21 protein-coding genes and 1 other RNA gene are annotated in these 26,265 nt (G+C 65.4%); 5 read left to right on the top strand and 17 right to left on the bottom strand.

Annotated features, from left to right (window positions below):
* Positions 1-8: 8 nt before the first annotated feature.
* The 15 genes from H3H39_RS15315 to rnpB form a co-directional block, all read right to left on the bottom strand.
* A complete protein-coding gene (locus H3H39_RS15315) occupies positions 9-839 on the bottom strand; it encodes a cell division protein FtsQ/DivIB (protein WP_182154258.1) in 831 nt (276 codons plus the stop codon).
* A 4-nt stretch (positions 840-843) separates the two neighbouring features.
* A complete protein-coding gene (locus tag H3H39_RS15320; RefSeq protein ID WP_182154259.1) occupies positions 844-1,821 on the bottom strand; it encodes a D-alanine--D-alanine ligase in 978 nt (325 codons plus the stop codon).
* 2 nt (positions 1,822-1,823) lie between these two features.
* The gene (gene murC, locus H3H39_RS15325; RefSeq protein WP_182154260.1) at positions 1,824-3,215 is read right to left on the bottom strand and encodes a UDP-N-acetylmuramate--L-alanine ligase; all 1,392 of its coding nucleotides are present in this window, start codon (positions 3,213-3,215) and stop codon (positions 1,824-1,826) included.
* Complete coding sequence (gene murG, locus H3H39_RS15330; protein ID WP_229218065.1) at positions 3,212-4,279, bottom strand: undecaprenyldiphospho-muramoylpentapeptide beta-N-acetylglucosaminyltransferase; 1,068 nt, start codon at positions 4,277-4,279, stop codon at positions 3,212-3,214. The genes murC and murG overlap by 4 nt, the downstream gene beginning before the upstream one ends.
* Positions 4,276-5,496, bottom strand: a complete 1,221-nt coding sequence (gene ftsW, locus H3H39_RS15335) for a putative lipid II flippase FtsW (protein ID WP_182154261.1) — start codon at positions 5,494-5,496, stop codon at positions 4,276-4,278. The genes murG and ftsW overlap by 4 nt, the downstream gene beginning before the upstream one ends.
* Positions 5,496-7,034: a UDP-N-acetylmuramoyl-L-alanine--D-glutamate ligase gene (murD, locus tag H3H39_RS15340; protein WP_182154262.1), complete on the bottom strand. Its 1,539-nt coding sequence runs from the start codon at positions 7,032-7,034 to the stop codon at positions 5,496-5,498. The genes ftsW and murD overlap by 1 nt, the downstream gene beginning before the upstream one ends.
* Positions 7,034-8,203 carry a phospho-N-acetylmuramoyl-pentapeptide-transferase gene (mraY, locus tag H3H39_RS15345; RefSeq protein ID WP_182154263.1) on the bottom strand — a complete coding sequence of 390 codons (1,170 nt, stop codon included), beginning with the start codon at positions 8,201-8,203 and terminating at the stop codon, positions 7,034-7,036. Before mraY ends, murD begins: the two co-directional genes overlap by 1 nt.
* 2 nt (positions 8,204-8,205) lie before the next feature.
* The gene (locus tag H3H39_RS15350; protein WP_182154264.1) at positions 8,206-9,606 is read right to left on the bottom strand and encodes a UDP-N-acetylmuramoyl-tripeptide--D-alanyl-D-alanine ligase; all 1,401 of its coding nucleotides are present in this window, start codon (positions 9,604-9,606) and stop codon (positions 8,206-8,208) included.
* Positions 9,606-11,156, bottom strand: a complete 1,551-nt coding sequence (locus tag H3H39_RS15355; RefSeq protein WP_182154265.1) for a UDP-N-acetylmuramoyl-L-alanyl-D-glutamate--2,6-diaminopimelate ligase — start codon at positions 11,154-11,156, stop codon at positions 9,606-9,608. The genes H3H39_RS15350 and H3H39_RS15355 overlap by 1 nt, the downstream gene beginning before the upstream one ends.
* Positions 11,153-12,928: a peptidoglycan D,D-transpeptidase FtsI family protein gene (locus H3H39_RS15360; protein ID WP_182154266.1), complete on the bottom strand. Its 1,776-nt coding sequence runs from the start codon at positions 12,926-12,928 to the stop codon at positions 11,153-11,155. Before H3H39_RS15360 ends, H3H39_RS15355 begins: the two co-directional genes overlap by 4 nt.
* On the bottom strand, positions 12,925-13,200 hold the full coding sequence (gene ftsL, locus H3H39_RS15365; RefSeq protein WP_182154267.1) for a cell division protein FtsL: 276 nt from the start codon (positions 13,198-13,200) through the stop codon (positions 12,925-12,927). Before ftsL ends, H3H39_RS15360 begins: the two co-directional genes overlap by 4 nt.
* Positions 13,197-14,162 carry a 16S rRNA (cytosine(1402)-N(4))-methyltransferase RsmH gene (gene rsmH, locus H3H39_RS15370; RefSeq protein ID WP_182154268.1) on the bottom strand — a complete coding sequence of 322 codons (966 nt, stop codon included), beginning with the start codon at positions 14,160-14,162 and terminating at the stop codon, positions 13,197-13,199. Before rsmH ends, ftsL begins: the two co-directional genes overlap by 4 nt.
* 9 nt (positions 14,163-14,171) lie before the next feature.
* Entirely contained in the window at positions 14,172-14,600 is a 429-nt protein-coding gene (gene mraZ, locus H3H39_RS15375; RefSeq protein ID WP_182154269.1) for a division/cell wall cluster transcriptional repressor MraZ, read from the bottom strand.
* Positions 14,601-15,316: 716 nt separating this feature from the next.
* Positions 15,317-16,807: a glycerol kinase GlpK gene (gene glpK / locus H3H39_RS15380; protein WP_182154270.1), complete on the bottom strand. Its 1,491-nt coding sequence runs from the start codon at positions 16,805-16,807 to the stop codon at positions 15,317-15,319.
* Positions 16,808-16,894: 87 nt separating this feature from the next.
* Positions 16,895-17,239: RNase P RNA component class A (gene rnpB / locus H3H39_RS15385), an RNA gene on the bottom strand.
* A gap of 132 nt (positions 17,240-17,371) precedes the next feature.
* On the opposite strand from rnpB, the gene H3H39_RS15390 reads away from it, so the two are divergent.
* On the top strand, positions 17,372-19,078 hold the full coding sequence (locus tag H3H39_RS15390) for a thiamine pyrophosphate-binding protein (protein WP_182154271.1): 1,707 nt from the start codon (positions 17,372-17,374) through the stop codon (positions 19,076-19,078).
* A gap of 103 nt (positions 19,079-19,181) precedes the next feature.
* On the opposite strand, the gene H3H39_RS15395 is transcribed toward H3H39_RS15390, so the two are convergent.
* Together H3H39_RS15395 and H3H39_RS15400 are read right to left on the bottom strand one after the other, a co-directional pair.
* Positions 19,182-19,838 carry a hypothetical protein gene (locus H3H39_RS15395; RefSeq protein ID WP_229218067.1) on the bottom strand — a complete coding sequence of 219 codons (657 nt, stop codon included), beginning with the start codon at positions 19,836-19,838 and terminating at the stop codon, positions 19,182-19,184.
* A 142-nt stretch (positions 19,839-19,980) separates the two neighbouring features.
* Entirely contained in the window at positions 19,981-21,009 is a 1,029-nt protein-coding gene (locus H3H39_RS15400) for a porin (protein WP_182154272.1), read from the bottom strand.
* Between the two features lie 1,293 nt (positions 21,010-22,302).
* Between H3H39_RS15400 and H3H39_RS15405 the strand changes: the two genes are divergently transcribed.
* From H3H39_RS15405 to ftsX, 4 genes are all read left to right on the top strand, one after another.
* The gene (locus tag H3H39_RS15405; protein WP_182154273.1) at positions 22,303-23,256 is read left to right on the top strand and encodes a MerR family transcriptional regulator; all 954 of its coding nucleotides are present in this window, start codon (positions 22,303-22,305) and stop codon (positions 23,254-23,256) included.
* A gap of 152 nt (positions 23,257-23,408) precedes the next feature.
* Positions 23,409-24,506 (top strand): signal recognition particle-docking protein FtsY, encoded by a 1,098-nt coding sequence (gene ftsY / locus H3H39_RS15410; RefSeq protein WP_182154274.1) that lies wholly within the window; start codon positions 23,409-23,411, stop codon positions 24,504-24,506.
* 5 nt (positions 24,507-24,511) lie between these two features.
* Positions 24,512-25,186, top strand: coding sequence for a cell division ATP-binding protein FtsE (locus H3H39_RS15415; RefSeq protein WP_182154275.1), 675 nt, complete (start codon positions 24,512-24,514; stop codon positions 25,184-25,186).
* A complete protein-coding gene (gene ftsX, locus H3H39_RS15420; RefSeq protein ID WP_182154276.1) occupies positions 25,183-26,103 on the top strand; it encodes a permease-like cell division protein FtsX in 921 nt (306 codons plus the stop codon). The genes H3H39_RS15415 and ftsX overlap by 4 nt, the downstream gene beginning before the upstream one ends.
* The last annotated feature ends 162 nt before the right edge of the window (positions 26,104-26,265 follow it).

Below are 26,265 nucleotides of genomic sequence, written 5' to 3' on the forward strand. Positions count from 1 at the left end.
TCTCTCGCCTACTGTATGTGCTTGCTGATTGGCTTTAAATTGGTGCTCTTCTTCAGTACTGCCGGTCGCGCCTTCGGTCGGGCGCCTTCGGCCGGTATCTTCAGGTCGGCCGCGCTCAGCGCCAGGCCGTTCTGATACCGCATGTCGATGGTTTCGATATTCTGCAAATGGGTCACCAGCTGCGGGTAGATGCCCAGCAGCCGGTCGACCCGTTCCTTCAACGTGGTGGCGGTCTGCTCACGCCCCAGCGCCACGCTCATGCCGTTATCGAGCTTGACGGTCCACGCATAGCGGCCCGACAGCGACAGCGCCTGCGGCACCAGCTTGAGCGGCGCGAACCACTGGCGCAATTCATCGAAGCGCGACAGCACTTCCTTCTCGCTGCCTTCCGGTCCGTCGAACTCGGGCAGCGCGTGGTCTTCCTCGGCCTCGGCCAGGTTGGCCGTGAACACGTCACCCTTGGTCGACAGCAAACGGCCATCGGCGCCCCAGGTGCCCAGCGCCTCATGCTCTTCCAGCGCCACGATCAACTGGTCCGGCCATTCGCGGCGCACGGTGGCGCGCCGTACCCAGGGCACGGACTCGAAAGCCTGGCGCACCGTGTCCAGGTTGGTGGTGAAGAAGTTGCCCTTGATGCGGCCCAGCGCGTTGTTGCGCAGCGTGAGCTGGCTCACATGGCGCAGCTCCTCGTCCTGCGCGATGGTTTCGATGCGAATCGTGCGCAGGGTGAACATGGGCCGCTGCGCCAGCCACCAGACGCCGGCGGCCAGGCATGCCAGCAGCGCCAGGGCGAAGATGCCGTTGGCGGTAGCATTCAAGGCTTTAGCGTCTTGCCACATGCGCTTACTCCTTACCCTTGGCCGGCGCGGCCATTTTCAAGCGCGCCGAGCGCAGGATTTCCACGCACAGCTGTTCGTAGCTGATGCCCGTCGCGCGCGCCGCCATCGGCACCAGCGAGTGGGTGGTCATGCCGGGCGAGGTGTTCACCTCCAGCAGGAACGGTTTGTTGTCGCGCTCGCGCAGCAGCACGTCGACCCGGCCCCAGCCCTCGCAACCGAGCACGCGGTAGGCTTCCACGGCGATGCGCTGCATCTCGGCCGTGGTGGCTTCGTCCAGCGCGGCCGGGCAGTAGTACTTGGTGTCGTCCGTGAAGTACTTGTTCTGGTAGTCGTAATTGCCTTCCGGCGCCACGATCTCCACGATCGGCAGCGCGCGGGCGGTGGCGCCCTGCCCCAGCACGGCCACGGTGAACTCACGGCCGGTGACGAATTCCTCGGCCAGCACGGAGTCGTCCAGCGCGGCGGCGATATCGTAGGCGGCCTTGAAGTCGGCGGCAGCGCTCACCTTGGTGATGCCGATGGTGGAACCTTCATGCGGCGGCTTGACGATCAGCGGCAGGCCCAGGTCGGCCGCCACCTGGTCCAGGTCCGAGTTCGCGTCCAGCACCGCGTATCGCGGCGTCGGCAGGCCGTGCATCAGCCACACGATCTTGGTGTAGATCTTGTCCATGCCCACGGCGCAGGCCATCACGCCGCTGCCCGTGTAGGGAATGCCCAGTTGTTCCAGCGCGCCCTGCATGCTGCCGTCTTCGCCGAAGCGGCCGTGCAGCGCGATGAACACGCGGTCGAATTGTTCGGCCGCCAGCTCGGCCAGCGAGCGCTGGCCCGGATCGAAGGCGTGGGCATCCACGCCCTGGCTTTGCAGCGCCTGCAACACGCCGGTGCCGGACATGATGGACACGTCGCGTTCGGCGGAACGGCCGCCGAACAGCACGCCGACCTTGCCCAGCGCCTTAGCCTCGTTTGGAGTAATGTGATTCACGTTCAGACCTTCGGGTAGTTAGTCAGTTTGGCCGGGACGCCGCTGATCGAGCCTGCGCCCATGGTGATGACGACGTCGCCGTCGCGCACCACGCCCATGATGGTTTCCGGCATATCGCCGATCGCCTCAACAAAAATCGGTTCCGTCTTGCCGCGCGCACGCAGCGCGTGGGCCAGCGCACGGCCGTCGGCAGCCACGATGGGCGCCTCGCCGGCCGCATACACTTCGGCCAGCAGCAATACATCCACCGTGCCCAGCACCTTGACGAAGTCCTCGAACAGGTCGCGGGTGCGGGTGTAGCGGTGCGGCTGGAACGCCAGCACCAGGCGGCGGCCCGGATACGCGGCGCGCGCGGCGGCCAGCGTCACTTCCGTTTCCACCGGGTGGTGGCCGAAATCATCCACCAGGGCGAAGCTGCCGCCGGTTGGAATGGCGATGTCGCCATAGCGGGTGAAGCGGCGGCCCACGCCGGCGAAACCGGCCAGGCCGGCCTGGGTGTCCTGGTCGGCGATGCCGATCTCGCGGGCGATGGCCACGGCCGAGCAGGCGTTCTGCACGTTGTGCATGCCGGGCTGGTTCAGCACCACGTCCAGGTCGGGATAGCCTTCCTGCAGCACCGTGAAATGCATCTCCACGCCCACGGCGCGCGCGTTCACGGCGCGCACTTCCGCATCCTCGTGGAAGCCGTAGGTGGTGACCGGCTTGGTCACGTGCGGGATGATGGAACGCACATGCGGGTCGTCGATGCACAGCATGGCGCGGCCGTAGAACGGCAGGCGGTGCGTGAAGTGGACGAAGGCCTGCTTGAGCTTCTCGAAATCGTGCTCGTAGGTTTCCATGTGATCGGCATCGATGTTGGTGATGACTTCAATCATGGGGGTCAGGTTCAGGAACGAGGCGTCCGACTCGTCGGCCTCCGCCACCAGGTAGTCGCCCGTGCCCAGCTTGGCGTTGGCGCCGGCGCTGGTCAGGCGGCCGCCGATGACGAAGGTGGGATCAAGCCCGCCCTGCGCCAGCACGGACGCCACCAGGCTGGTGGTGGTGGTCTTGCCGTGGGTGCCGGCGATGGCGATGCCGCGCTTGAGGCGCATCAGTTCACCGAGCATGACGGCGCGCGGCACGATGGGAATCTTGCGGCTGCGGGCGGCCACCACTTCCGGATTGTCCTGCTGGACGGCGGTGGAGGTGACGACGGCGTCGGCATTGCCGATGTTTTCAGTCGCGTGGCCCTGGAACACGGTGGCGCCCAGCGACGCCAGGCGTTGCGTGACGGCGTTGCTGCCCAGGTCGGAGCCGGTGACGGTGTAGCCCAGCGTGAGCAGCACTTCGGCGATGCCGCTCATGCCGCTGCCGCCGATGCCGACGAAGTGAATGTTCTGTACTTTATGCTTCATGAGAGTTGTTCCAATACTTGTGCGATCGCGTCGTTGGCGTCGCGCTTGCCGGCCGTTTTCGCCGCCATGGCCATGGTCTGGCAGGCGGTGCGGGTCAGCGTTTCCAGCAAAGTCGCCACGCTTTGCGGATTCATTTCCGTTTGCGGCATGTGGATGGCCGCGTTCTGCCTGGCCATCCATTTGGCGTTGTCGCGCTGGTGGCTGGTGGTCGATGCCACCAGGGGCACCAGCACGCTGGCCACGCCAGCGGCCGTCAGTTCCGACACGGTGATGGCGCCGGCGCGGCAAATCACCAGGTCCGCTTCCGTGTAGGCGTGCGCCATGTCGTCGATGAAGTCGACCACGTTGGCCTGCACGCCGGCTTGCGCGTACGCGGCGCGCAGCGCGTCGATGTTCTTCTTGCCCGACTGGTGGGTGACTTGCGGGCGCAACGCGGCCGGGATCAGCGCCAGCGCGGCGGGCAGGTTGTCATTCAGGGCCTTGGCGCCCAGGCTGCCGCCCACCACCAGGATGCGCAGCGGGCCTTCGCGGCCGGCGAAGCGCTGCTCGGGGCCGGCCATGTCCAGGATCTCCTTGCGCACCGGATTGCCGGTGACGACGGCCTTGCCGGCGGCGCGGCCGAATTCGGCCGGGAAGCCGAAGCACACGCGCTGGGCCAGTGGCGTCAACGTCTTATTCGACAGCAGCAGGGCCGCGTCGGCATTCACCAGCACCAGCGGCACGCCACGCAGGCGCGCCATCATGCCGCCGGGGACGGTGACGTAGCCCCCCATGCCCAGCACCACGTCCGGCTTGCGCTTGCCGATATAGCCGAAGCAGGCCGCGAAACCGGCCAGCATCTTGAAGGCGCCAGCCACGGTGTGCTTGAGGCCCTTGCCGCGCATGCCGGAAAAGTCGATCGCATCCATCGTGATGCCGTGCTTGGGCACGATATCCTGTTCCATGCCGTGGGCCGTGCCCAGCCAGCTCACTTCCCAGCCGCGCCCGCGCATGGTCTGCGCGATCGCCAGGCCGGGGAAAATGTGGCCGCCGGTGCCGGCCGCCATAATCATCAATCGTTTCATAATCTGCCACCACGCATCAGGACCCGGTTCTCGTAGTCGATCCGGAGCAGGATCGCGAGTCCGACGCAATTAATCACCACCCCCGTGCCGCCATAGCTCATCAGCGGCAGGGTCAAACCCTTGGTCGGCAGCAGGCCAAGGTTGACGCCCATATTGATAAACGTCTGCACCCCGATCCAGATGCCGATGCCCTTGGCCGTCAGGCCGGCGAAGGTCTGGTCGATGGCGATGGCCTGGCGGCCGATGTCGAACGAGCGCTTGACGATCCAGTAGAACATCGCGATCACCACCAGCACGCCGGCCAGGCCCAGTTCCTCGCCGATCACGGCCAGCAGGAAGTCGGTATGGGCTTCGGGCAGGTAGTGCAGCTTTTCCACGCTGCCGCCCAGGCCCACGCCAAAGAGTTCGCCGCGGCCGAAGGCGATCAGCGAGTGGGTCAGCTGGTAAGCCTTGTTGAGCGCATTGTCTTCCTGCCACGGATTGAGGTAGGCGAAATAGCGCTCGCGGCGGAACTTGGACAGCGCGATGATGGAAATGAAGATCGTCACCAGCACGGCGCCGATACCGCCGAACCAGATCGCGTTGATCCCGCCCAGGAACAAAATGCCCATGGCGATGCAGACGATCACGCCGAACGCGCCCAAGTCCGGCTCCAGCAGCAGCAACAGGCCGACGAAGCCGACCGCCGCCGCCATCGGCATGAAGCCCTTGGTCAGCTTGTGCATGTATTCCTGCTTGCGCACCGTGTAGTCGGCCGCGTACAGCACGGCCACCACCTTCATCAGTTCCGACGGCTGCAGGTTGACCACCTTGAGCGACAGCCAGCGCCGCCCGCCATTGACCACCACGCCCAGGCCGGGCACCAGCACCAGCACCAGCAGCACCAGGGTGCCGATGAACAGATAGGGCGCGGCCTTTTGCAAATCGGCGATGCGGATGCGGAACACGAACAGGCCGGCGGCCAGCGACACGGCGATGAACAGCGCCTGGCGCGTGAGGAAGTAGGTATTCTGCCAGCGCACGTAGTTGGCGAACTTGGGCGAATCGGGCAGCGAGATCGAGGCCGAATACACCATCACCATCCCCAGCAACATCAGCAGCAGCGTGACCCAGACCAGGGGCTGGTCGTATTCCATCATCTTCGACTGCCGCGCGCGACTGCCCACCGGCATGGAGGCCGGTGGTGCGTTGAAGCGGAATGGCAGCTGGAAGGCCATCAGATCTCCTGTCCCGCGTCGAGGGCGATATCGCGCACCGCATCGATGAACACCTGTGCGCGGTGCGCGTAGTTCTTGAACATGTCCAGGCTGGCGCAGGCGGGCGACAGCAGCACGGCGTCGCCGGCTTGCGCCAGTGCGCAGGCGCGCTTGACGGCTTGCGGCAGGTCGGCGCAGTCCTCCAGCGCCAGGCCGGAAAGTGCAGCGGTTTCATCGAGCGCGGCGCGGATGGCCGGTGCGTCGCGCCCGATCAGCAGCACGGCGCGCACGTAGCGCGCCACCGGATCGGCCAGCGGTGCGAAGTCCTGGCCCTTGCCGTCGCCGCCGGCGATCAGCACCAGGCGCTGGTTCTCGCCCGTGAAGCTCTTGCCCAGGCCGATCAGGGCGGCCACGGTAGCGCCCACGTTGGTGCCCTTGCTGTCGTCGTAGTATTCGACTTCATTGATGGCCGCCACCAGTTCCACCCGGTGCGGCTGGCCGCGGTATTCGCGCAGGCCGTGCAGCAGCGGCGCCAGCGGCAGGCCGATGGCGCGGCACAGGGCCAGCGCGGCCAGCGCGTTGGCGGCGTTGTGCTGGCCGCGCACTTGGAGCGCGTCGACCGGCATCAGTTTCTTGAGCACGCATTCGACCGGCTCCGGGGCCGGGTCGTTCTTGCGACGCTTCTTGCGTTCCACTTCCTCGCCCGGCTCGGCCACGGCCAGCCAGTAGATGCCGCGCTCGTTGTGCAGGCCGAGGCAGTCGGCCAGTTGCGGCGTGTCGGTGCCGAAGGTGATGTTCTCGCCCGTCGGGTCCTGCATGCGCATCACGGCCGCGTCGTCGCGGTTCAGCACGCGCACGGTGTCGGCGCCGAAGATGCGCTGCTTGTCGGCGGCGTAAGCGGCCATGTCGCCGTGCCAGTCCAGGTGGTCCTGGGTCACGTTGAGCACGGTGGCGGCGTCGGCCTGCAGGCTGTAGGTGGTGTGCAGCTGGAAGCTTGATAACTCAAGTACCCACACCTGGGGCAGCGGATTTTCCCCGGACTGCGCATCCACGGACTGGTCCAATACTTCGCGCAGCACGTCCAGCGCGGCCGGACTGATATTGCCCGCCACCCGCACCGTGTTGCCGGCCCGCTCGCACAGCTGGCCCACCATGCTGGTGACAGTGGTCTTGCCGTTGGTGCCGGTGATGGCGATGACTTTGGGCGCGTAGCCCCGTTCGTCCTTGAGCGCCTTCAGGGCCTGGGCGAACAGTTCGATCTCGCCCCACACGGGAATAGTGCGCTCGGCGGCGGCCGGCACGATGTCGGCCAGCTCGCGGTTGGGCGCCAGGCCGGGGCTGACGGCCACGAAGTCCACGCCGTCCAGCAGCGCGGCGTCGAATGGGCCGGACACGAATTCAACTTCCTGCACGGCAGCGCGCAGCGCGGGCAGGCGCTCGGGCGCTTCGCGCGTGTCGGCCACGCGCACGCGCGCGCCGCCGCGGGCCAGCCACAGCGCCATCGCCAGGCCGGATTCCCCCAGCCCCAGTACCAGTGCGGTTTTGCCTTCGTAGTTCATCAGCGCAGCTTCAGGGTAGTGAGTCCGACCAGGACCAGCATCATCGTGATAATCCAGAACCGTACGACGACCTGGGTCTCTTTCCAGCCTTTTTGTTCGAAGTGGTGGTGCAGCGGCGCCATCAGGAACACGCGGCGGCCCACGCCGAAACGCTTCTTGGTGATCTTGAACCAGCCCACCTGGATGATGACGGACACGGTTTCGGCCACGAACACGCCGCCCATGATGAACAGCACGATCTCCTGGCGCACGATGACGGCCAGGGTGCCGAGCGCGCCGCCCAGGGCCAGCGCACCGACGTCGCCCATGAACACTTGCGCGGGGTGGGTGTTATACCAAAGGAAGGCCAGGCCGGCGCCCGTCAGCGCGCCGGTGAAGATAATCAGCTCGCCCGCGCCGGGAATGTGCGGGATGAACAGGTATTTGGAATAGGTGGCGCTACCGGTCAGGTAGGCGAACAGGCCCAGGGCCGCGCCCACCATGATGGTCGGCATGATGGCCAGGCCATCAAGGCCGTCCGTGAAGTTGACGGCGTTGCTGGTGCCGACGATCACGCAGTAAGTCAGCGCGATGAAGCCCCACACACCCAGCGGATAGCTGATGGTCTTGAAGAACGGGACGATCAGGTCGGCCTTGGGCGGCAGGTCCATCGAGAAGCCCGACTGCACCCAGGCGAAGAACAGCTCGAACACTTTGCCCGCGTTAGGCGCGGACACGGAGAACGCCAGGTACAGCGCGGCGCTGATACCCACCAGCGACTGCCAGAAGTATTTTTCGGCCGAGCGCATGCCTTCCGGGTCCTGGCGCACCACCTTGCGGTAGTCGTCCACCCAGCCCACGGCGCCAAAGCCCAGCGTGACCACCAGCACCGGCCAGATCAAACGGTTCGACAGGTCGCACCACAGCAGGGTCGAGGTGCCGATGGCGATCAGGATCAGCACCCCGCCCATGGTCGGCGTGCCGTGTTTTTTCAGGTGGGTCTGCGGACCATCGGTACGCACGGCCTGGCCGTATTTCATGGCCGTCAATTTGCGGATCACGGCGGGGCCGGCGCCCAGGCCGATCACCAGCGCCGTGATGGTCGCGAACACGGCGCGGAAGGTGATGAAGTTAAAGACCCGCAAAGGTCCAAGGTCCTGCTGAAAATATTGCGCGAGCCAAAGCAGCATGATTAGTGACTTTCCTTGTTAGCTTGTTGCGATCCAATCAAATGCTGCACGACCCGTTCCATTTTCATGAAGCGGGAGCCCTTGATCAATACGGTTGCATCCGGCGTGATGACGGCGTCCAGCGCCGCCAGCAGATCGCCGAACTGTTCAAAATGACGAATAGAAGTTTGTTGTAAAGGCACGCCGTGCATATGGCGCGCCAGTTCGCCGGTAACGAGCACCTGTTCGATGCCCTTGCTCTGCGCGTAAGCGCCGATTTCCTCGTGAAACTCGCGGCCCTTGGTACCCACTTCGCCCATGTCGCCCAGCACCAGGATGCGCGGCGCGGCGGCCTTGGCCAGCACGTCGATGGCGGCGCGCACGGAGTCCGGATTGGCGTTGTAGGTGTCGTCGATCACGACGGCGCCGTTGGCGGCGGCTTTTTTCTGCAGCCGGCCGGCCACAGGCGCGAACGCCTCCAGTCCGAGCCGGATGGCGGTAGCCGAGATGCCGGCCGCGTAGGCACAGGCGGCGGCGGCCAGCGCGTTGCGCACGTTGTGTTCCCCGGCCGCCTGCAGGCGCACGAAGAACGGCGTGGCAGCCGCGTCATGGCCGATCGTAATCGTCAGTTCGCTGCCGAAGTCGCCGGCGCGATAGGTGCAGCTGACGTCCGCCTGCGGCGTCAGGCCGAAGGTGACGGTGCGGCGCTTGCCGGAGAGCGCTTGCCACAACGGTGTGAACTCGTCGCCATGGGGGAACACGGCCACGCCGTCCTCGCCCAGGCCGGCCAGCACGGCGCCGTTCTCGCGCGCCACCGCTTCCACCGTGTGCATGAATTCCTGGTGTTCGCGCTGGGCGTTGTTGACCATGGCGACGGTGGGTTCGGCGATGGCGCTCAGGCGGCCGATCTCGCCCGGATGGTTCATGCCCAGTTCCACCACGGCGGCGCGGTGCGCGGCGTCCAGGCGGAACAGCGTGAGCGGCACGCCCACTTCGTTATTCAGGTTGCCGCGCGTGGCCAGGCGCGCGTCCTCGCCGCCGCAGGCCTCGGCCAGGATGGACGCGATCATTTCCTTGACGGTGGTCTTGCCGTTGCTGCCGGTGACGCCGATGACAGGTACGGCGAACTGGCGGCGCCAGTAGTTGGCGATGCGGCCCAGCGCCACCAAGGTGTCCGGCACGACGATGGCCGGCAAGGTCCAGCCATCCGGCAGGTGTTCCGCCACCACGGCGGCCACGCCCTGCCCCGCCACTTGCGGCAAAAAGGCGTGGGCGTCGAACACTTCGCCGCGCAGGGCGACGAACAGCGCGCCGGCGGCCACGTTGCGGCTGTCGGTGGAAACGCCGTCGAACGCCGTCTGCGCGTCGTTGACGAGCGTGGCGCCAGGAATGGCGCTCGCGAGCTGGGCCAGCGTGGCGCGCATCAGTTCGGCCTCATCATGGTCAAACGGGCCGACAGGGCCAGCTGGGCGTGGTCGGTGTCGGAGAACGGCAGCTTCTTGCCCTTGATCTCCTGGTACGGCTCATGGCCTTTGCCAGCCAACAGGATCACGTCCGGCTTACCCGCGTGCTTGATGGCCAGCAGGATGGCGGCGGCGCGGTCTTCCACCGTCTGCAGCGTGGACGACGGGTGCTGCTGGTCCATGCCGGCCACGATCTGGCCGATGATGGTGTGCGGATCTTCGCTGCGCGGATTGTCGCTGGTGACCAGCACATGGTCGGCCATCTGGGCGATCTTGCCCATCTGCGGGCGCTTGCCCGGATCGCGGTCGCCGCCGCAGCCGAACACGCACCACAGCTGGCCGCCGCGCTCCTGCGCCACCTGGCGCAAGGCTTGCAGCGTTTTTTCCAGCGCGTCGGGCGTGTGGGCGTAGTCGATCACCACCATCGGCGCATCCTGGCCGCCCACCTGCTGCATGCGGCCGGGGGCCGGGCGCAGCGACTCGATGGCGTCCAACGCGGCGCGCAAGCCCATGCCCTTGGCCAGCAGCGCGCCCAGTACGCCAAGCGCGTTGCTGATGTTGAAGTGGCCCACCAGTTGGGTCTTGACCTGGGCCGCGCTCAGCGGGCAGTCCAGGTGGAATTCGGTACCGGCCGTGCGGCTGCTGCGGAACTGGCTGGCGCGCAGCATGAACACGCCCGGCAGGTCGGGCAAGGTGGCCGCGTCGGCCAGGGTATAGCCGATCACGGGGATGGCGCCGGCCAGCTTGCCCTGCACGTGGGCCGCCAGGCGCAAGCCCATGGGGTCGTCCAGGTTGATCACGGCCGTTTTCAAGCCGGGCCAGTCGAACAGTTTGGTCTTGGCCGCTTCATAAGCCGCCATGTCGCCGTGGAAGTCCAGGTGGTCGCGCGTGAGGTTGGTGAACACGGCCACGTCGAAGTGCATGCCGGCCACGCGGCCCTGTTCCAGGCCGATGGACGACACTTCGATCGCCAGCGAGGCGGCGCCGGCGTCGCGCGCCTCGGCCAGCGTGCGGGCCAGCAGCACCGCGTCCGGCGTCGTATAGCCGGTGACGTCGTATTGCGCTTCGGCGCGCGGCTTGAACAGGCCCACGCCCAGCGTGCCCACCACGGCGGCCGTCTCGCCGCCGCGCGACAGGGCCTGGCCCAGCCACACGGCGCTGGAGGTCTTGCCGTTGGTGCCCGTCACGCCCACGGTGAACATGGCGCTGTCGGGCTGGCGGTAGCAGGCGTGCGCGATCAGGCCGGCGCGCGCTTTTAGCTGCTCGACGGTGATGTAGGGCACGGCCCAGTCGGGATTCCAGGTAAAGCCGGCCGGATCCAGCACCACCAGCGCGGCGCCGGCCTCGATGGCCGTTTCAATATAGTTGCGGCCATCGCCGGCGTCGCCGGGATAGGCAAAGAACACATCGCCCACTTTGATGCGGCGCGAGTCGGACGCCAGCTGCGCCGTGGGCGCCAGCTTGCGGATCGCGTCGGCGATAGTCAACGGGTCGAAGGTAGAAGTCGTCACATTTTCCCCTGTTCGGAATTCTCAGGAATGATGATATGGGTCACGTTCGCGTCAGGCGTGATGTTCTTGGCACGCAGCACGTTGGCCGCCAGCGTGGAAAACACGGGGCCGGCCACGTCGCCGCCCACGTGCACCGCGCCGCCCGGCTCGTCGATCATCACGGCGATCACGAAGCGCGGATTGGACATGGGCGCCATGCCGACGAAATTGCCGATGTATTTGCTCTGCGAATAGCGGCCGCTGATGACCTTTTGCGCCGTGCCGGTCTTGCCGCCCGTGCGGTAGCCTGGCACTTGCGCCTTCTCCGCCGTGCCGCCCGGTTGCGTGACCATCTCCAGCATGTCGCGCATCTCGGCCGCCGTCTGGGCGCTCACCACGCGGGTGGCCGCCGGCGGCTCCGTCACTTTCTGGAACGACAGCGGGATGATGTCGCCGTCGCGGGCGAAAATCATGTAGGCGCGCGCCAGCTGGATCAGCGACACGGAAATACCCTGGCCGAAGCTCATGTTGGCCTGCTCGATCGGACGCCACGATTTGTAGGGACGCACGCGGCCCGCCACGGCGCCGGGGAAGCCCCACTTGGGCTGCTGGCCCAGGCCGACCTTGGTGAACATCTCCCACATTTCCTGGGGCGGCATCTGCAGCGCCAGTTTCGAGGTGCCGATGTTGGACGATTTCTGGATCACCTGCTGGATCGTGATCACGCCGTGCGGGTGGGTGTCGTGCACCACCTTGTCACCGATGGCGTAGTAGCCGGGACCGGTATCGATCAGCGACAGCGGCTTGACGCGCTTGGTGTCGAGCGACAGGCCCACCGTGAACGGCTTGAGCGAGGAACCGGGCTCGAAGGTGTCCGTCATCACGCGGTTGCGCAACTGTTCGCCCGTCAGCACGGAACGGTCGTTGGGGTTGTAGGACGGCCAGTTGGCCAGCGCCAGCACTTCGCCCGTGTGCACGTCCAGCACCACGGCGGCGCCGGCCTTGGCCTTGAATTTCTCGACCGCGTCCTTGAGCTGGGTGAAGGCGATGTACTGGATCTTGCTGTCGATCGACAGCGTCAAATCCTTGCCGTCATGCGGCTCGCGGATCGATTCGATGTCCTCGACGATGTGGCCCAAGCGGTCCTTGATCACGCGCCGGCTGCCAGGCACGCCCACCAGGGTTTTCTGCTGCGCCAGTTCCATGCTCTCCTGGCCCACGTCCTCCACGTTGGTGAAGCCCACCACGTGGGTGGTCACTTCGCCCTGCGGGTAGAAGCGCTTGTATTCCTTGCGGGTCTGGATACCGTCGATATCGAGCTTGGTGATCTGGTCGGCCACGTCCTGCTCCACCTGGCGTTTCAGGTAGACGAAGCCGCGGTCGGAATCGAGTTTTTTCTGCAGCTCGGCGTCGCTCATGTCGAGCAGCTTGGCCAGCGCCTTGAGTTTGGCCGGCGGTGCTTCCTGCACGTCGTCCGGGATGGCCCAGATGGCCTTGACGGGAATCGAGGAAGCCAGCACCTGGCCCTCGCGGTCGGTGATCTTGCCGCGCGTGGCCGGCAGGTCCAGCGTGCGGGCGTAGCGGATCTCGCCCTGCTTTTGCAGGAACTGGGTAGACAGCCCTTGCAGCCACGCGGCGCGCGCGCCCAGCAGCGCGAAAGCGGAAAACAGCACGAACAACACCACGCGCGAACGCCACACCGGCAGGCGCACGGCCAGCACGGGATTTTTCGAGAACGGCACTCCCTTGGAGGCCGCTACCCGGGACACGCTGGCATTGGAGGCGCGCTTCATTTGCCCTCTTCCGGCGACAGGTATTGGGTACGGGTAGCCGTCAGCGGCACCATGTTCAGGTCACCGCGCGCGATCTGTTCGATACGGGCGTGCTTGCCCAGCGTGGACTGGTCCAGCTGCAGCTGCGCCCATTCGATGTCGAGCTGGCGCGCCTGCGACTGGCTGCGTTCCAGTTCGATGAACAGGTGGCGGGCCTGGTATTGGGCGTTAACCAGCGACAGGCCGCAAATGACCAGCAACACCGTCAGTACCAGGTTGATCTTGTTGCTCATGGCGCCCCCTCCGGCAACGGCAGGCGGCGCGCCACCCGCATCACGGCGGAACGGGCGCGCGGGTTGGCATCGACTTCGGCGTCGGACGGCTTGATCTTGGAGATCAGTTTCAGCAGCGGCTGCGGCAGGTCGACGGCGCGGATCGGCAGCCGGCGGTCCGGCTGCGGCACGTTGGCCTTGGCCGCGAAGAAGCGCTTGACCATGCGGTCTTCCAGCGAATGGAAGCTGATGATGGCCAGGATGCCGCCCGGCGCCACGCAGTCGTAGGCTTGCTCTAATCCAGCTTCGAGGTCTTCAAGCTCTTTATTGATGAAAATCCGGATAGCCTGAAAAGTACGGGTGGCCGGGTCCTTGCCCTTTTCCCGAGTCTTGACCGCGCCTGCCACGAGACCGGCAAGCTGTCGTGTGCTTGAAATTGGCTCGACTGCCCGGCGAGCAACAATCGCCTTTGCAATCTGAAAAGCAAACCGTTCTTCCCCATATTCTCTGATCACCTTTTCCAGTGTCTGTTCGGATTCTGTGGCGAGCCACTCGGCCGCCGACATGCCGCGCGTGGTATCCATGCGCATGTCGAGCGGGCCATCGTTGCGGAAGCTGAAACCACGCGCCGCGTCGTCCACCTGCGGCGAGGAGATGCCCAGGTCGAGCAGGATGCCGTCCACCTGGGCCACGCCGCGCTCCGTGAGGGCGGCGCGCATGGTGGCGAAGCTGTCGTGCACGATGGTGAAGCGGGGATCGGCCACCTGTTCGGCGGTGGCGATGGCTTGCGGGTCCTTGTCGAAGGCGATCAGGCGCGCGCCCTCCGCCAGGCGCGACAGGATCAGGCGGCTGTGGCCGCCACGGCCGAAGGTGCCGTCCACGTAGATGCCGCTGGCGCGCGCGCCCGACAGTTCGAGGGCATCGACCGCTTCGTCTAGCAGCACCGTACGATGCTGAAATTCAGGCACCGCTGTTATTGTCATTGCGGAGCCTTAGAAAGAGAAGTTGGCGAGGACATCGGGCGTGCCGGCTTCGATCGCCTGCTGCTCTTTTTCCGCCAGTTTGGCGGCATCCCAGATTTCAAAATGGCTGCCCATGCCGATCATCATGATCTCGCGCGACAAGCCGACGGCGTTGCGCAGTTCGGGCGAAATGAGCACGCGGCCGGCACTGTCGAGCTCGACGTCGCAGGCGTTGCCCAGGAAGATGCGTTGCCAGGCCCGGGCCGACATGGGCCAGGCGGCGATCTGTTCGCGGTGGTTTTCCCACACGGGGCGGGGGAAGAACAGCAGGCAGCCGTCCGGATGTTTGGTCAACGTGAGGCGGCCTTCGCACTGGATGGCCAGCGCGTCACGGTGCTTGGCAGGGATGGACATCCTGCCTTTGGCATCGAGACTGATTGCGGACGCGCCTTGAAACACGGGAGTTACCTTTTGACCTCAAATTGGTTAGCGGAGCGGAAATCGCGCTGTTTCGTCTCATCTTCCCCCGCCGCTAAGTCAGGAGAAAAATCCCACAAAAAGACACTTTTTCACACAGATGCCCACTTTAGAGGAAGGGCGATGGGTGGTCAAGCGCTTTCAGCCTAACGAAACAGGGATTTTATTAATGAAATTAAGGACTTAGCGAACTTCCTTGAAGCGGGCTCGAACAAAAATATATTGAGAAATTAGATACTTATGGAAGATAGTGAAAGTGCTACCTCATCTGCGCCCCTGTTTTTCGCGGTGCGAAAGGGCGGAAAATGTTGGATGAAAATAATTAAATTAAATGCATACAGTTGCCAATGGCCAACACCGCAATAGTAATCCGGCAACAGGCTGGATGACGTGACGGGACGGCTGCAAGCCGAGGGGCGGAAGTGTGAACTTTGGAGAGAATGACCAGCCTGTCGCGCCTGGCGCGCGTTTCGCGGATTGGAAGACCTTCAACACTGCACTATCGATACCACGGTTTTACTGCCTGCATTTTCAGCAGCCGGCAAGGCATGGCCCGAGCACTTGTATAGACAACATTGCCTGACGAGCCAACGAGCATGCGGCGCCGGCCGCGCCACATCCGCCATTATACGGAATCGGCGCACGGCCCCGCGCACACGTGCGTGCGCAAGACTGGCACGGTGTCAGGCCGGCGGGTATCAGGCCGGCGCTTCCCAGCCGCGCGAGCGTTCCACGGCGCGCGCCCAGCGGGCCAGCAGCGCGGCGCGCTGGTCGGCCCCCATTTGCGGCAGGAAGCGGCGCTCGCACTGCCACTGGGCCGTGATCTCTTCCTGCGTGTCCCAGAAGCCCACCGCCAGGCCGGCCAGGTAGGCCGCGCCCAAGGCCGTCGTTTCCGTCACCTGGGGCCGCACCACGGGCACGCCCAGCAGGTCGGCCTGGAACTGCATCAGCAAGTCGTTGCGGGCCGCGCCGCCGTCGGCCCGCAACTCCGTCAGCGGGATGGCCGCGTCCTTCTGCATGGCCGCCAGCAGTTCGGCGCTCTGGAACGCGATCGCCTCCAGCGCGGCACGCGCGATATGGCCCTTGTGGCTGCCCCGCGTGAGGCCGACGATGGTGCCGCGCGCGTAGGGGTCCCAATGGGGCGCCCCCAGGCCGACGAAGGCCGGCACCATATACACACCGCCGCTGTCGGGCACACTGGCGGCCAGCGCCTCCACCTCGGCCGAGTGCTGGATGATGCCCAGCCCATCGCGCAGCCACTGCACGGTGGCGCCGCCCATGAACACGCTGCCTTCCAATAGATAATCGGTGCGGCCATCGACCCGCCAGCCCACCGTCGACAGCAGCCGGTTGTGCGACACCACCGGATGGCGGCCCGCATGCATCAGCATGAAGCATCCGGTGCCATAGGTATTCTTGACCATGCCGGGCTGGTGGCAAGCCTGGCCGAAGGTGGCGGCCTGCTGGTCGCCGGCGATGCCGGCCACGGGAATGGCGCCGCCGAACAGGCCCTCGCGCGTGCTGCCCACCTCCTCGCTGGACGATACCACCTGCGGCAGCATCTCTTCGGGGATGTCGAACAGGTCCAGCATGTCCTGGTCCCAGCGCATCAGGTGGATGTTGAACAGCATGGTGCGGGCCGCGTTGCTCACGTCCGTCACATGGCGGCCGGTGAGCTTGTAGACCAGCCAGCTGTCGATGGTGCCGAAGGCCAGCGCGCCATGGCGGGCCCGTTCGCGCGCGCCGGGCACGTGGTCCAGCAGCCATTTGAGCTTGGTGGCGGAAAAATAGGCGTCCAGCTCCAGTCCCGTGACGTCGGCCACCAGCTTGGCCTTGCCGTCCGCCCGCAACTGGGCGCAGTAGTCGGCCGTGCGCCGGTCCTGCCACACGATGGCCGGCGCGATCGGCTCGCCCGACTTGCGGTCCCACACAATGGTGGTCTCGCGCTGGTTGGCGATGCCGATGGCGCGCACATGGGCGCTGTCCACATGCAGCTCGTTCAGCACCTTACGGGCCACGGTCAGCTGGCTGTTCCAGATTTCATTGGGATCGTGCTCGACCCAGCCGGGCTGGGGATAATGCTGGGGGAATTCCTGGGCCGCGCTGGCGCAGATGCGGCCACGGTGGTCGAACAGGATGGCGCGCGAACTGGTGGTGCCCTGGTCCAGGGCCAGTATGTATTGAGTCATCAGCATATCCCCTGGCGTCGCCGCGTCGGACATGCGCATGCAGCAGCGGGCGGCCGCCGTGTTAAGCAAAGAAATACAGCAGAATTCAGTTGAAGCAAGCCGATAGGCCGGATTTTGTTACGGCGCGGGCAAGCCCGCGCTATGACAGCCATTCCTCTAGGCGCCGAATTACTCCGGCGCTCAAGCTTCCTACCCGCACGCTCCGCGAGCAGCATCATCGCGTGCCTATTTGGAATTGCACCAGGTGGAGGTTACCGCGTTTCACCGTAACTTAATACGCTCGTCTCTGTGGCCCTATTCCTCGCCTTATACCCCCGGCTTGCGCCGGAAGGCTTTCAGCGGACGGCCGTTAACCGTCACCCCGCTCTATGGAGTCCGGACCTTCCTCCCGCCGGGCATTACGCACCGGCCAGCGGCTGTCTGGCTTGCTTCAGGCGGTATTGTACCGCGCCGGCCGCCAAATCTGAAATTTGGTGTCGCCATTAGAAAAGCCGCCCCCCGCGCAGCGTCTTAGAATGGGACTGCCGGCGACCATCCCGCTCGCCCCCAAGATAAGGTTATACCATGACCCATCCCTCCCGCACCGGCGGCCAGATCCTGGTCGACGCCCTGAAGATCCACGGTGTCGATACCGCCTTCGGCGTGCCCGGTGAAAGCTATCTGGACGTCCTGGACGCGCTGCACGACTCCGATATCCGCTTCATCATCAACCGCCAGGAAGGCGGCGCCGCCTTCATGGCCGACGCCTACGGCAAGATGACCGGCAAGCCGGGCATCTGCTTCGTCACCCGCGGGCCGGGCGCCACCAACGCCTCGATCGGGGTGCACACGGCCTATCAGGATTCCTCGCCCATGATTCTGTTCATCGGCCAGGTCGGCCACGACTTCACCGACCGCGAGGCGTTCCAGGAGATCGACTACCGCCGCATGTTCGGCCAGATGGCCAAGTGGGTGGCCCAGATCGACCGCGCCGACCGCATCCCTGAATATATGGCGCGCGCGTTCCAGGTGGCCACCAGCGGCCGCCCCGGTCCGGTGGTGCTGGCGCTGCCGGAAGACATGCTGACCAGCGTGGCGGCCGTGGCCGACACGGCCCGCTACCAGCCGGTGCAGGCGTCGCCGTCGGCAGACCAGATCGCGCGCGTGCGCACCATGCTGGCCGGCGCCAAGCGTCCCTTGGTGCTGCTGGGCGGCGGCGGCTGGAATCCCCAGGCCTGCGCCGACCTGCGCGCCTTCGCCGAGGCCAACGCGCTGCCGGTCGCGTGCGCGTTCCGCTTCCAGGACCTGCTCGACAATGCGCACCCGAACTATGTGGGCGACGTGGGCATCGGCATCAATCCCAAGCTGGCCGCGCGCGTGCGCGAGGCGGATGTGATCCTGGCCATCGGCCCGCGCCTGGGCGAAATGACCACCAGCGGCTACAGCCTGCTCGATGCGCCGGTGCCGAAACAGCGCCTGATCCACATCCACGCCGACGCCGAGGAACTGGGCAGCGTGTACCAGGCCGCCCTGATGGTCAACAGCGGCATGCCGCAAGCGTGCGCCATGCTGGCCGCGATGGCGCCGGTGGACGCGGGCGCCTGGCGCGCCAGCGTGGCCGAAGCCAAGGCCGAACTGCTGGCCTACCAGGAGCAGCCGCCCATCTTCAAGGACGGCAAGGCGCCGCTCGACCTGTGGCAGGTGGTGCAACAGATCCGCGCCATCGCGCCGGCCGATACCATCATCACCAACGGCGCCGGCAATTACGCCACCTGGGCCCACCGTTTCCACCGCTACGGCGGCATGCGCACCCAGCTCGCGCCCACCAGCGGCGCCATGGGCTACAGCGTGCCGTCCGGGGTGGCGGCCAAGATCGTGGCGCCCGAGCGCACCGTGATCACCTTCGCCGGTGACGGTGAATACATGATGAACGGCCAGGAGCTGGCCACGGCCGTGCAATACAAGGCGGGCGTGGTCATCATCGTGTTCAACAACGGCATGTTCGGCACCATCCGCATGCACCAGGAGCGTGACTATCCGGGCCGCGTGTCCGGCACGGTGCTGCATAACCCGGATTTCGCGGCGCTGGCCCAGGCCTACGGCGCGCATGGCGAGACGGTGACGGAGACGGCCCAGTTCGGGCCGGCGCTGGAACGGGCGCTGGAACATACGCGGGCCAAGCGGCTGCCGGCTGTGATCGAACTGCGCTACGACGGCGACCTGATCACGCCGGGCGCCACCTTGTCCGCCATCCGCGCCAACGCGCTGGCCGCGCGCGCGGCCAAGCAGTAAGCGCAGCGCGGGGCGGCCGGCGCCCAGCCAGACCCGCCGCAGGACGCGCCGAGGCCTCGCAGCAGGTCTTGCTTCAGGCCTCAGGCCTCTATTCAGCCTGCATTCAGGCCTGCGTGGCGGGCAACGGCTCGGCCACGCCGGGCTGGCGCTGCGGCGCCCTCTTGTCGTCCTGGCGCTTGGGCGCCGGCGGCTTGCCGCCCTCGTTTTTCAGCATGGGCGCTTCCTCGCCGCCATGTTCCGGCGCCGGTGCCGGCTCGCCCTCGGCGGCGGCCGGCTTATGCGACGCTGGACAAGCACGGCAAGCGCCCGGCTTGCGGCCAAAATCGACCACCTTGGGCAGGCGCATGGGCACCGAGCCATCATCGCAGTAGGCGCCATCGAGCAGCAGCGTATTGCCATCGTCCGACAGCTTGCCGCTGATGGCGCGTTCGTCCTCACCCGGCGGGGTGACGGTGAACACCAACTGGTGGCCGCGCGGGTCGATATTGACGTCGCTGGCCACCACCGGCCAGCTCAAGCCGCCGGCCGTGTACTCATAGAGCACCGTATCGACTTCCGCGAAGCGCTGCAGCGTGATGCGCTGGCCGCCGAATTCGCCGCTGCCGGGATGCAGGCACAGGTCGGAGAACACCAGCATGCCGTACCGGGGCAAAGCGGCGGCGGGACGGCGCGCCACCTTGGGCGCGGCCAGCGCGGCGCAGGACGCCAGCAGGATCAGACAGGCCAGCGCGGCGCGGCCGGCGGAACGGGTGGGCATCATGGTGGAAACAGGAATGATATTGAAGGAATATTCTACCGCCTGGCGAACGCCGGCGGTGGTGGATGGCGCATCGCCGTCCGTAAACGCACATCGGCCGCGCGAACGCGGCCGATGTGTCATCTAAATCCGAACTAAGCGGAAATTAGAAGTTGTGCTTCACGCCAACGTTGAACGCCTTGTCGCCGGTGCCGGCTTCGGTGTTGTTGCCAACGGTGTAGAACGCGCCGTTCTTGTTCTTGATCTTGGCATAAGCGACGTAGGCGCTGGTACGCTTCGACAGAGCGTGGGTGTAGCCGATGGCCCACTGGTCAGCGTCTTGGTTAGCGGCCAGCTTGTCGTTCTTACGGGTGAACGAAGCGATCACGCTGCCTGCTGGACCGACTGGCACGGTGGCGCCAACCAGGATGTTGTTGCTGTCAACAGCAGCGGTGGTCTGGGTCAGTTGACCTTTGTCACGGCCGTAGGCGAAGAAAGCCTTGGCAACCTGGAAGTCGTAGTTCACGGCCAGCAGGGAGTCGTGGCCCATAGGAGCGGACACTGCCGTGTCGTTGTTACGGCTGTTGTAAGCGAAGCTCGCGTTCAGCGGGCCGTTCGAGTAACCGATCGAACCACCGATCTGACGCTGGGCCTTGGCGCTGCCGTTTTGCTCGCCAGCGCTGTACGACAGTTCAGCCTGCACGCCGTTCAGCGACGGGGTACGGTAGGTCACGGCGTTGCTGTTGCGGGTCAGGGTGTCGGTGGTCGCGAACAGGTTCTTGGCGGTACCAGCCAGGCCCAGGGCGAACGGGTCAGCCACGTCGCGCAGGGTTTCGTAGTACGGGGTGTACTGACGGCCCAGCAGCACGGTGCCGGCGTCTTTCGACACCAGACCAACGTACGATTGACGGTTAGCGATCGAACCAGCGACGTCGGACGCGCCGGTGTCAGCCTTGATGCCCGATTCCAGGACGAACACGGCGCTCAGACCGCCGCCCAGATCTTCGGTGCCCTTGAAGCCCAGACGCGAAGCCGAAGCCACGCCGGAGGTAACTTTGGTCACGGTGCCAGCTGCACCACCACGCTCGCTCACGATGCCGGCATCAACGGTACCGTAGATCGTAACGTTCGACTGAGCGAAAGCAACGTTGCTCATTGCGCCCAGGATTGCGATGGAGATAAGAGATTTTTTCATTACGTGATTCCTTCAGTTGTGTTGCGGGTAAAAAGGTAAAGCTAGTGCTACGCCTAAATACGGTGCTTATCGGCGCCGGTTGGGGCGTCGTTTATGCGTGAGGGCAATCTCCCCTGCTGCCACGTCGCTGTCCTTGTTGCCGGACGCGTTCACATTTAAGTTGCGGCCGATTTAATCGTGCCGGCTTTATCGCAGTGCTTGTGGCACCGGAGGCGGCACTATACTGACGCTTTGAGTATCCATCAAGTGTAAAAACGTTCATATTGGTTATCGCCTGCGGCGATTCCCACGCTGCCACCAAGATGGTTTTTCAAAAACAGCAATATTTTACCGCATCGCAATATAACCTGCCGAGGCAGCCCACTAACTTGTCAAATCCGCACGGATGAACTTACTGCGGCACCCCGGCAAGCCGGACCGCACATACCTGCTGCAATTGAAAAATGCACCAGTGTCGGACTAAGTAAAAATAGCTACATTGCTATTTCTGGCTGTATTTTATACCGAACCTTTGCTCGGCACACTTATACCAAATATGTAGATGCGGCCCAGCCCGGAGAATGTTTGGCAGTTTCCGTAGAAAAACACGGGGCTGGACCGACTTTGCCTATAGTGAGAGTGCTCAATTAATGAAGTAAATTCTGCCCCGGCGGCGCCCTGCTGCGACGCAGCAGCAATTTGTAAGCAATTGCTACTTGTTGTCGAGAGACGACAGTAAACGTCTGGCCTCAACCGCCGCGAGGCCGCACACGGCCACTGACGCCGGCCATGACCGGCCCGACAACATGAAATGTCTTCATGAAAACGCCAACCGGGCCAGCATTGCGGCTGCGCTGCCCGTCATTTAACAATTAGCGTCTCCACAGGCCGCGCGGCGTCCCCGCCCGGTGCCCGCACCGGCACACCGGCGCGCCCCGCACACCGTCCGGCGCAACCCAGGCGGCCGGCCCGGCAGGCCCGTAAACCATGCCTCGTCACAACATTCTTGATTTTTTTCACCCGCGCCCCAACTTTTTTGTCCATGGCAAATTGCGAGCATTTGCAGTATTTTTCGCATTAGTTCTTTATGTCAACAGTGTGTCGTGGACAAGGTTCTATACTGTGGATAAGTGGCTCCGCGTGACGGGCGGAGGTGGGCACTTTGTTCTCCGAAACGAGGTTAGAATGCAGGTCGCGTCGCGGAGAAGTCAGGGCTGGCGGCGTGCAACCATACCGAGCCAATGCCTATCCCTACGGCACCCAAACCATGTGCGAAAACCAGCGTCTACCCGATTCCCGTAGCCGCACAAGCTGATGAAAACTAACGCCCTCACTTTGCCTGTTTCGAGCACCATCAGCGACGTCGAGCGCGATACCGGCGTGGCCAAGGAAACCTTGCGGGTGTGGGAGCGGCGCTACGATTTCCCGCAACCGCTGCGCGACGCCCATGGCGAGCGCGTCTATCCGGTGGAACAGGTGCGCAAGCTGCGCCTGATTAAACGCCTGATCGACCTGGGCTTCCGTCCCGGCAAATTGATCGGCTACAGCGCCGAGGAATTGCAGGCCATGGCCGAGCGCGCCGTACAACCCGGCCCCAACCTGCCCCTCCCCCACCCCGAGCATCAGCAATTGCTGGACCTGTGCAAGGCGCACGACATGGATGCGCTGCGCCGCCGCCTGTCGCAGGCGCTGCTGGTGATGGGCTTGAAAAGCTTCGTGATCGACCTGGTGGCGCCGCTGACCCGGCTGGTGGGCGAAGCCTGGGCCAGCGGCAAGTTGGCCGTGTTCGAGGAACACCTGTACACGGAAACGCTGAAAATGGTGGTGCGCAGCGCCATCTTTTCCGTCCCGCAAGCGAACGCGGCCAGCATCGGCGCGCCCCGCATCATCCTCACCACCCTGCCCCAGGACCGCCACAGCCTGGGCCTGCTCATGGCCGAGGCCATGTGCGTGGTGGAAGGGGCCCATTGCGTGTCGCTGGGCGTGCAGACGCCGCTGCTGGAAGTGGTGGAGGCCGCCCGCGTGTTGCAGGGGGATATCGTGGCGCTGTCGTTCTCGGCGTCGATGAATCCGCGCCAGGCGCTCGACAGCCTGGCCGAACTGCATATGCGCCTGCCGGAGACGACTGAACTCTGGGCCGGCGGCAACAACGCGGCGCTGCGCCGGCGCAATCCCAAGTTCGTGCGGGTCCTTAACCTGGCCGACATCGGCCATGCCATCGCGGAATGGCGCTTGCGCCACCCGCGCCACAGCGCCCGCGCCGGCTGACCAGCGTGCCGGCGGCCCGTGCGGCGGACGCCCAATCTTGCCATTCAGACAGCCCAGGCGGGCCGTCCCGCCCCGCGCTCTGGTAAAATATCGCCATTCCCAGTGTCCGGCGCCGCCGGCCATCCGCTTGAAGCGCCTTCAATCACACACCCATGTTTAGTTTCTTCAAGAAAAAACCCGTCGTTCCTGAAACGCCGCCCGCCGCCGCGCCGGCCCCTACTCCCACCGCTCCACCTGCCGCCGTCCCACCTGTGGCCGCTCCGCCTGCCGCCGAGTTACAGCCCGGGTCTCAGCCCATCTCCGCCCCGGTGCCGGCCGCCGAGCCGCTGCTGGCCGTGGAAGAGCCGGCGCCGCGCCAGTCCTGGATCTCGCGCCTGAAGGCGGGCCTGTCGAAAACCTCGGCCAACCTGTCCATCCTGTTCGTCGGCGCCAAGATCGACGACGACCTGTACGATGAGCTGGAGGCGGCCCTGCTGATGGCCGACGCCGGCGTCGATGCCACCCAATACCTGCTCGACGCGCTCAAGCGCAAGGTCAAGGAAGACAAGCTGCTGGACGCGGCCGCCGTCAAGGCCGCCCTGCGCACGCTGATGATCGACCTGCTGACGCCGCTGCAGCGCCCGTTCGAGCTGGGCCGCCATCAGCCGCTGGTGATGATGATTTCCGGCGTCAACGGCGCCGGCAAGACCACCACCATCGGCAAGCTGGCCAAGCACATGCAGTCGCACGGCCAGTCCGTGCTGCTGGCCGCCGGCGACACCTTCCGCGCCGCCGCCCGCGAGCAATTGATGGTCTGGGGCCAGCGCAACAACGTCACGGTGATCTCGCAAGCGTCGGGCGACCCGGCCGCCGTCTCGTTCGACGCCGTGCAATCGGGCAAGGCGCGCGGCATCGACGTGGTGATGGTGGACACGGCCGGCCGCCTGCCGACCCAGTTACACCTGATGGAAGAGCTGAAAAAGGTCAAGCGCGTGATCGGCAAGGGCATGGAAGGCGCGCCCCACGAAACGCTGCTGGTGATCGACGGCAACACGGGCCAGAACGCGCTGGCCCAGGTCAAGGCTTTCGACGACGCGCTGCAACTGACGGGCCTGGTGATCACCAAGCTGGACGGCACGGCCAAGGGCGGCGTGCTGGCCGCCATCGCCCGCGTGCGTCCGGTGCCCGTGTACTTCATCGGCATCGGTGAAAAGATTGAAGACTTGCAGCCCTTCGTGGCGGCCGATTTTGTCGAAGCCCTGCTCGGATGATGCCGATGATTGAATTCCAGAACGTCACCAAACAATATTCCCCCGACGCCACCGCCCTGCGCGGCGTGTCGCTGACGGTAGAGAAAGGCGAACTGGTATTTCTGGCCGGCCCCTCGGGCGCCGGCAAGTCCACCCTGCTGAAGATGATCGCGGCCATGGAGCGCCCCAGCAGCGGACGGGTGCTGGTCAACGGCCAGGACGTGGGACGCATCAAGCCGGCCGGCCTGCCGTTCCTGCGCCGCAACCTGGGCTTGATCTTCCAACAACAGCGATTACTGACCGACCGCTCCGTGCTCGACAATGTGATGCTGCCGCTGCTGGTGACGGGCGCGCCGCGCGCGGCCGCCGAGCAGCGCGCCCGCGCCGCACTCGACAAAGTGGGTTTGCTGGACCGTGCCCTGGCCCAGCCGCTGGCCCTGTCGGGCGGCGAGCAGCAGCGCGTGTCGATCGCGCGCGCCATCGTCAACCGGCCCCAGATCATCCTGGCCGACGAGCCCACCGCCAACCTGGACCGCGCCAGCGCCAACCAGGTGCTGGATGCGCTCAAGGCCTTCCATTCCGTCGGCGTGACCTGCCTCATTTCCAGCCACGATGAACAGATGCTGGACGCGGCCGCCCGCGTGATCCACCTCCACCACGGCCAGATCGATGGCCAGCAAGACGCGGGAGCGCAAGCATGAGCAACTGGTTACGGCAACACGGCTTCGCGCTGGCGGCGGCGCTGGTGCACCTGCGCCGCGCGCCGGGCAGCTTCCTGTTCAATATCATCGTGGTGGCCATCGCGCTGGCGCTGCCGTTCGCGGGCGTGACCCTGCTCGACAACGTGCGCCCCATGTCCGAACAATTGTCGGTCGATCCCGAAATCAGCGTGTTCCTCCGGCAGGAACTGCCGCGCGCCGACGCGGAAGCGATGGCGACCACCCTGCGCCAGCTGGTGGCTGACAAGCAAGCCAAGATCATCTTCACGGCGCGCGAAAAGGCGCTCGACAACCTGAAAACCAAGAGCGGCCTGACGGACGTGCTCAGCACGCTGGGCGAGAATCCCCTGCCCGACAGCTACGTGCTCAAGCTGGACGCCTTCCGCAACGCCCAGTCCGGCGGCGACGTGGACGCGCTGGCCGACCAGATCCGCGCCCTGCCCGGGGTGGACACGGTGCAGGTCGATTCGGCCTGGGTCAAGCGCCTGGCCGCGCTGATCAACGTGCTGCGGCTGGCCCTGCTGCTGCTGGCCGCCACGCTGGGCACGGTGGTGGTGGCCGTGGTGTTCAACACCATCCGCCTGCAGGTGATGACGCAGCGCGACGAGATCGTCGTGTCCAAGCTGATCGGCGCCACCGACACCTTCATCCACCGCCCCTTCTATTACACGGGCGCCCTGTTGGGCCTGTGCGCGGGCGCCGTGGCGCTGGGCGCGGTGGCGCTGGCCTTGCGCCCGCTCAACACGGCCATCGCCGAGTTCGCCCGCCTGTATGCGTCCGAATTCCAGCTCACGCCGCTGCCGCCGCTGGCCATGGCCGGGCTGCTGGCCGTGTCGGCCGGATTGGGCCTGGCCGGCGCCGTGCTGTCCGTGCAACGCCACCTGTCGCGCCTGAACTGAGTCAGCTCGCCCCGGCAGCGCCAACTGCGCTTCATCCAGCTGGTCATGCCCCAACCGTGCGTTCGCGCACGGTTTTTCGCCTGTCTCCCGCCTACAATTAAGTTCCGCTTAAGCTCACCCCCGCATGCTGATCGCGTCATCAGATGCGGCGTACTGTCATTG

Origin of the sequence: Rugamonas apoptosis, from assembly GCF_014042355.1 — a bacterium.
Lineage (GTDB): Bacteria > Pseudomonadota > Gammaproteobacteria > Burkholderiales > Burkholderiaceae_D > Rugamonas > Rugamonas apoptosis.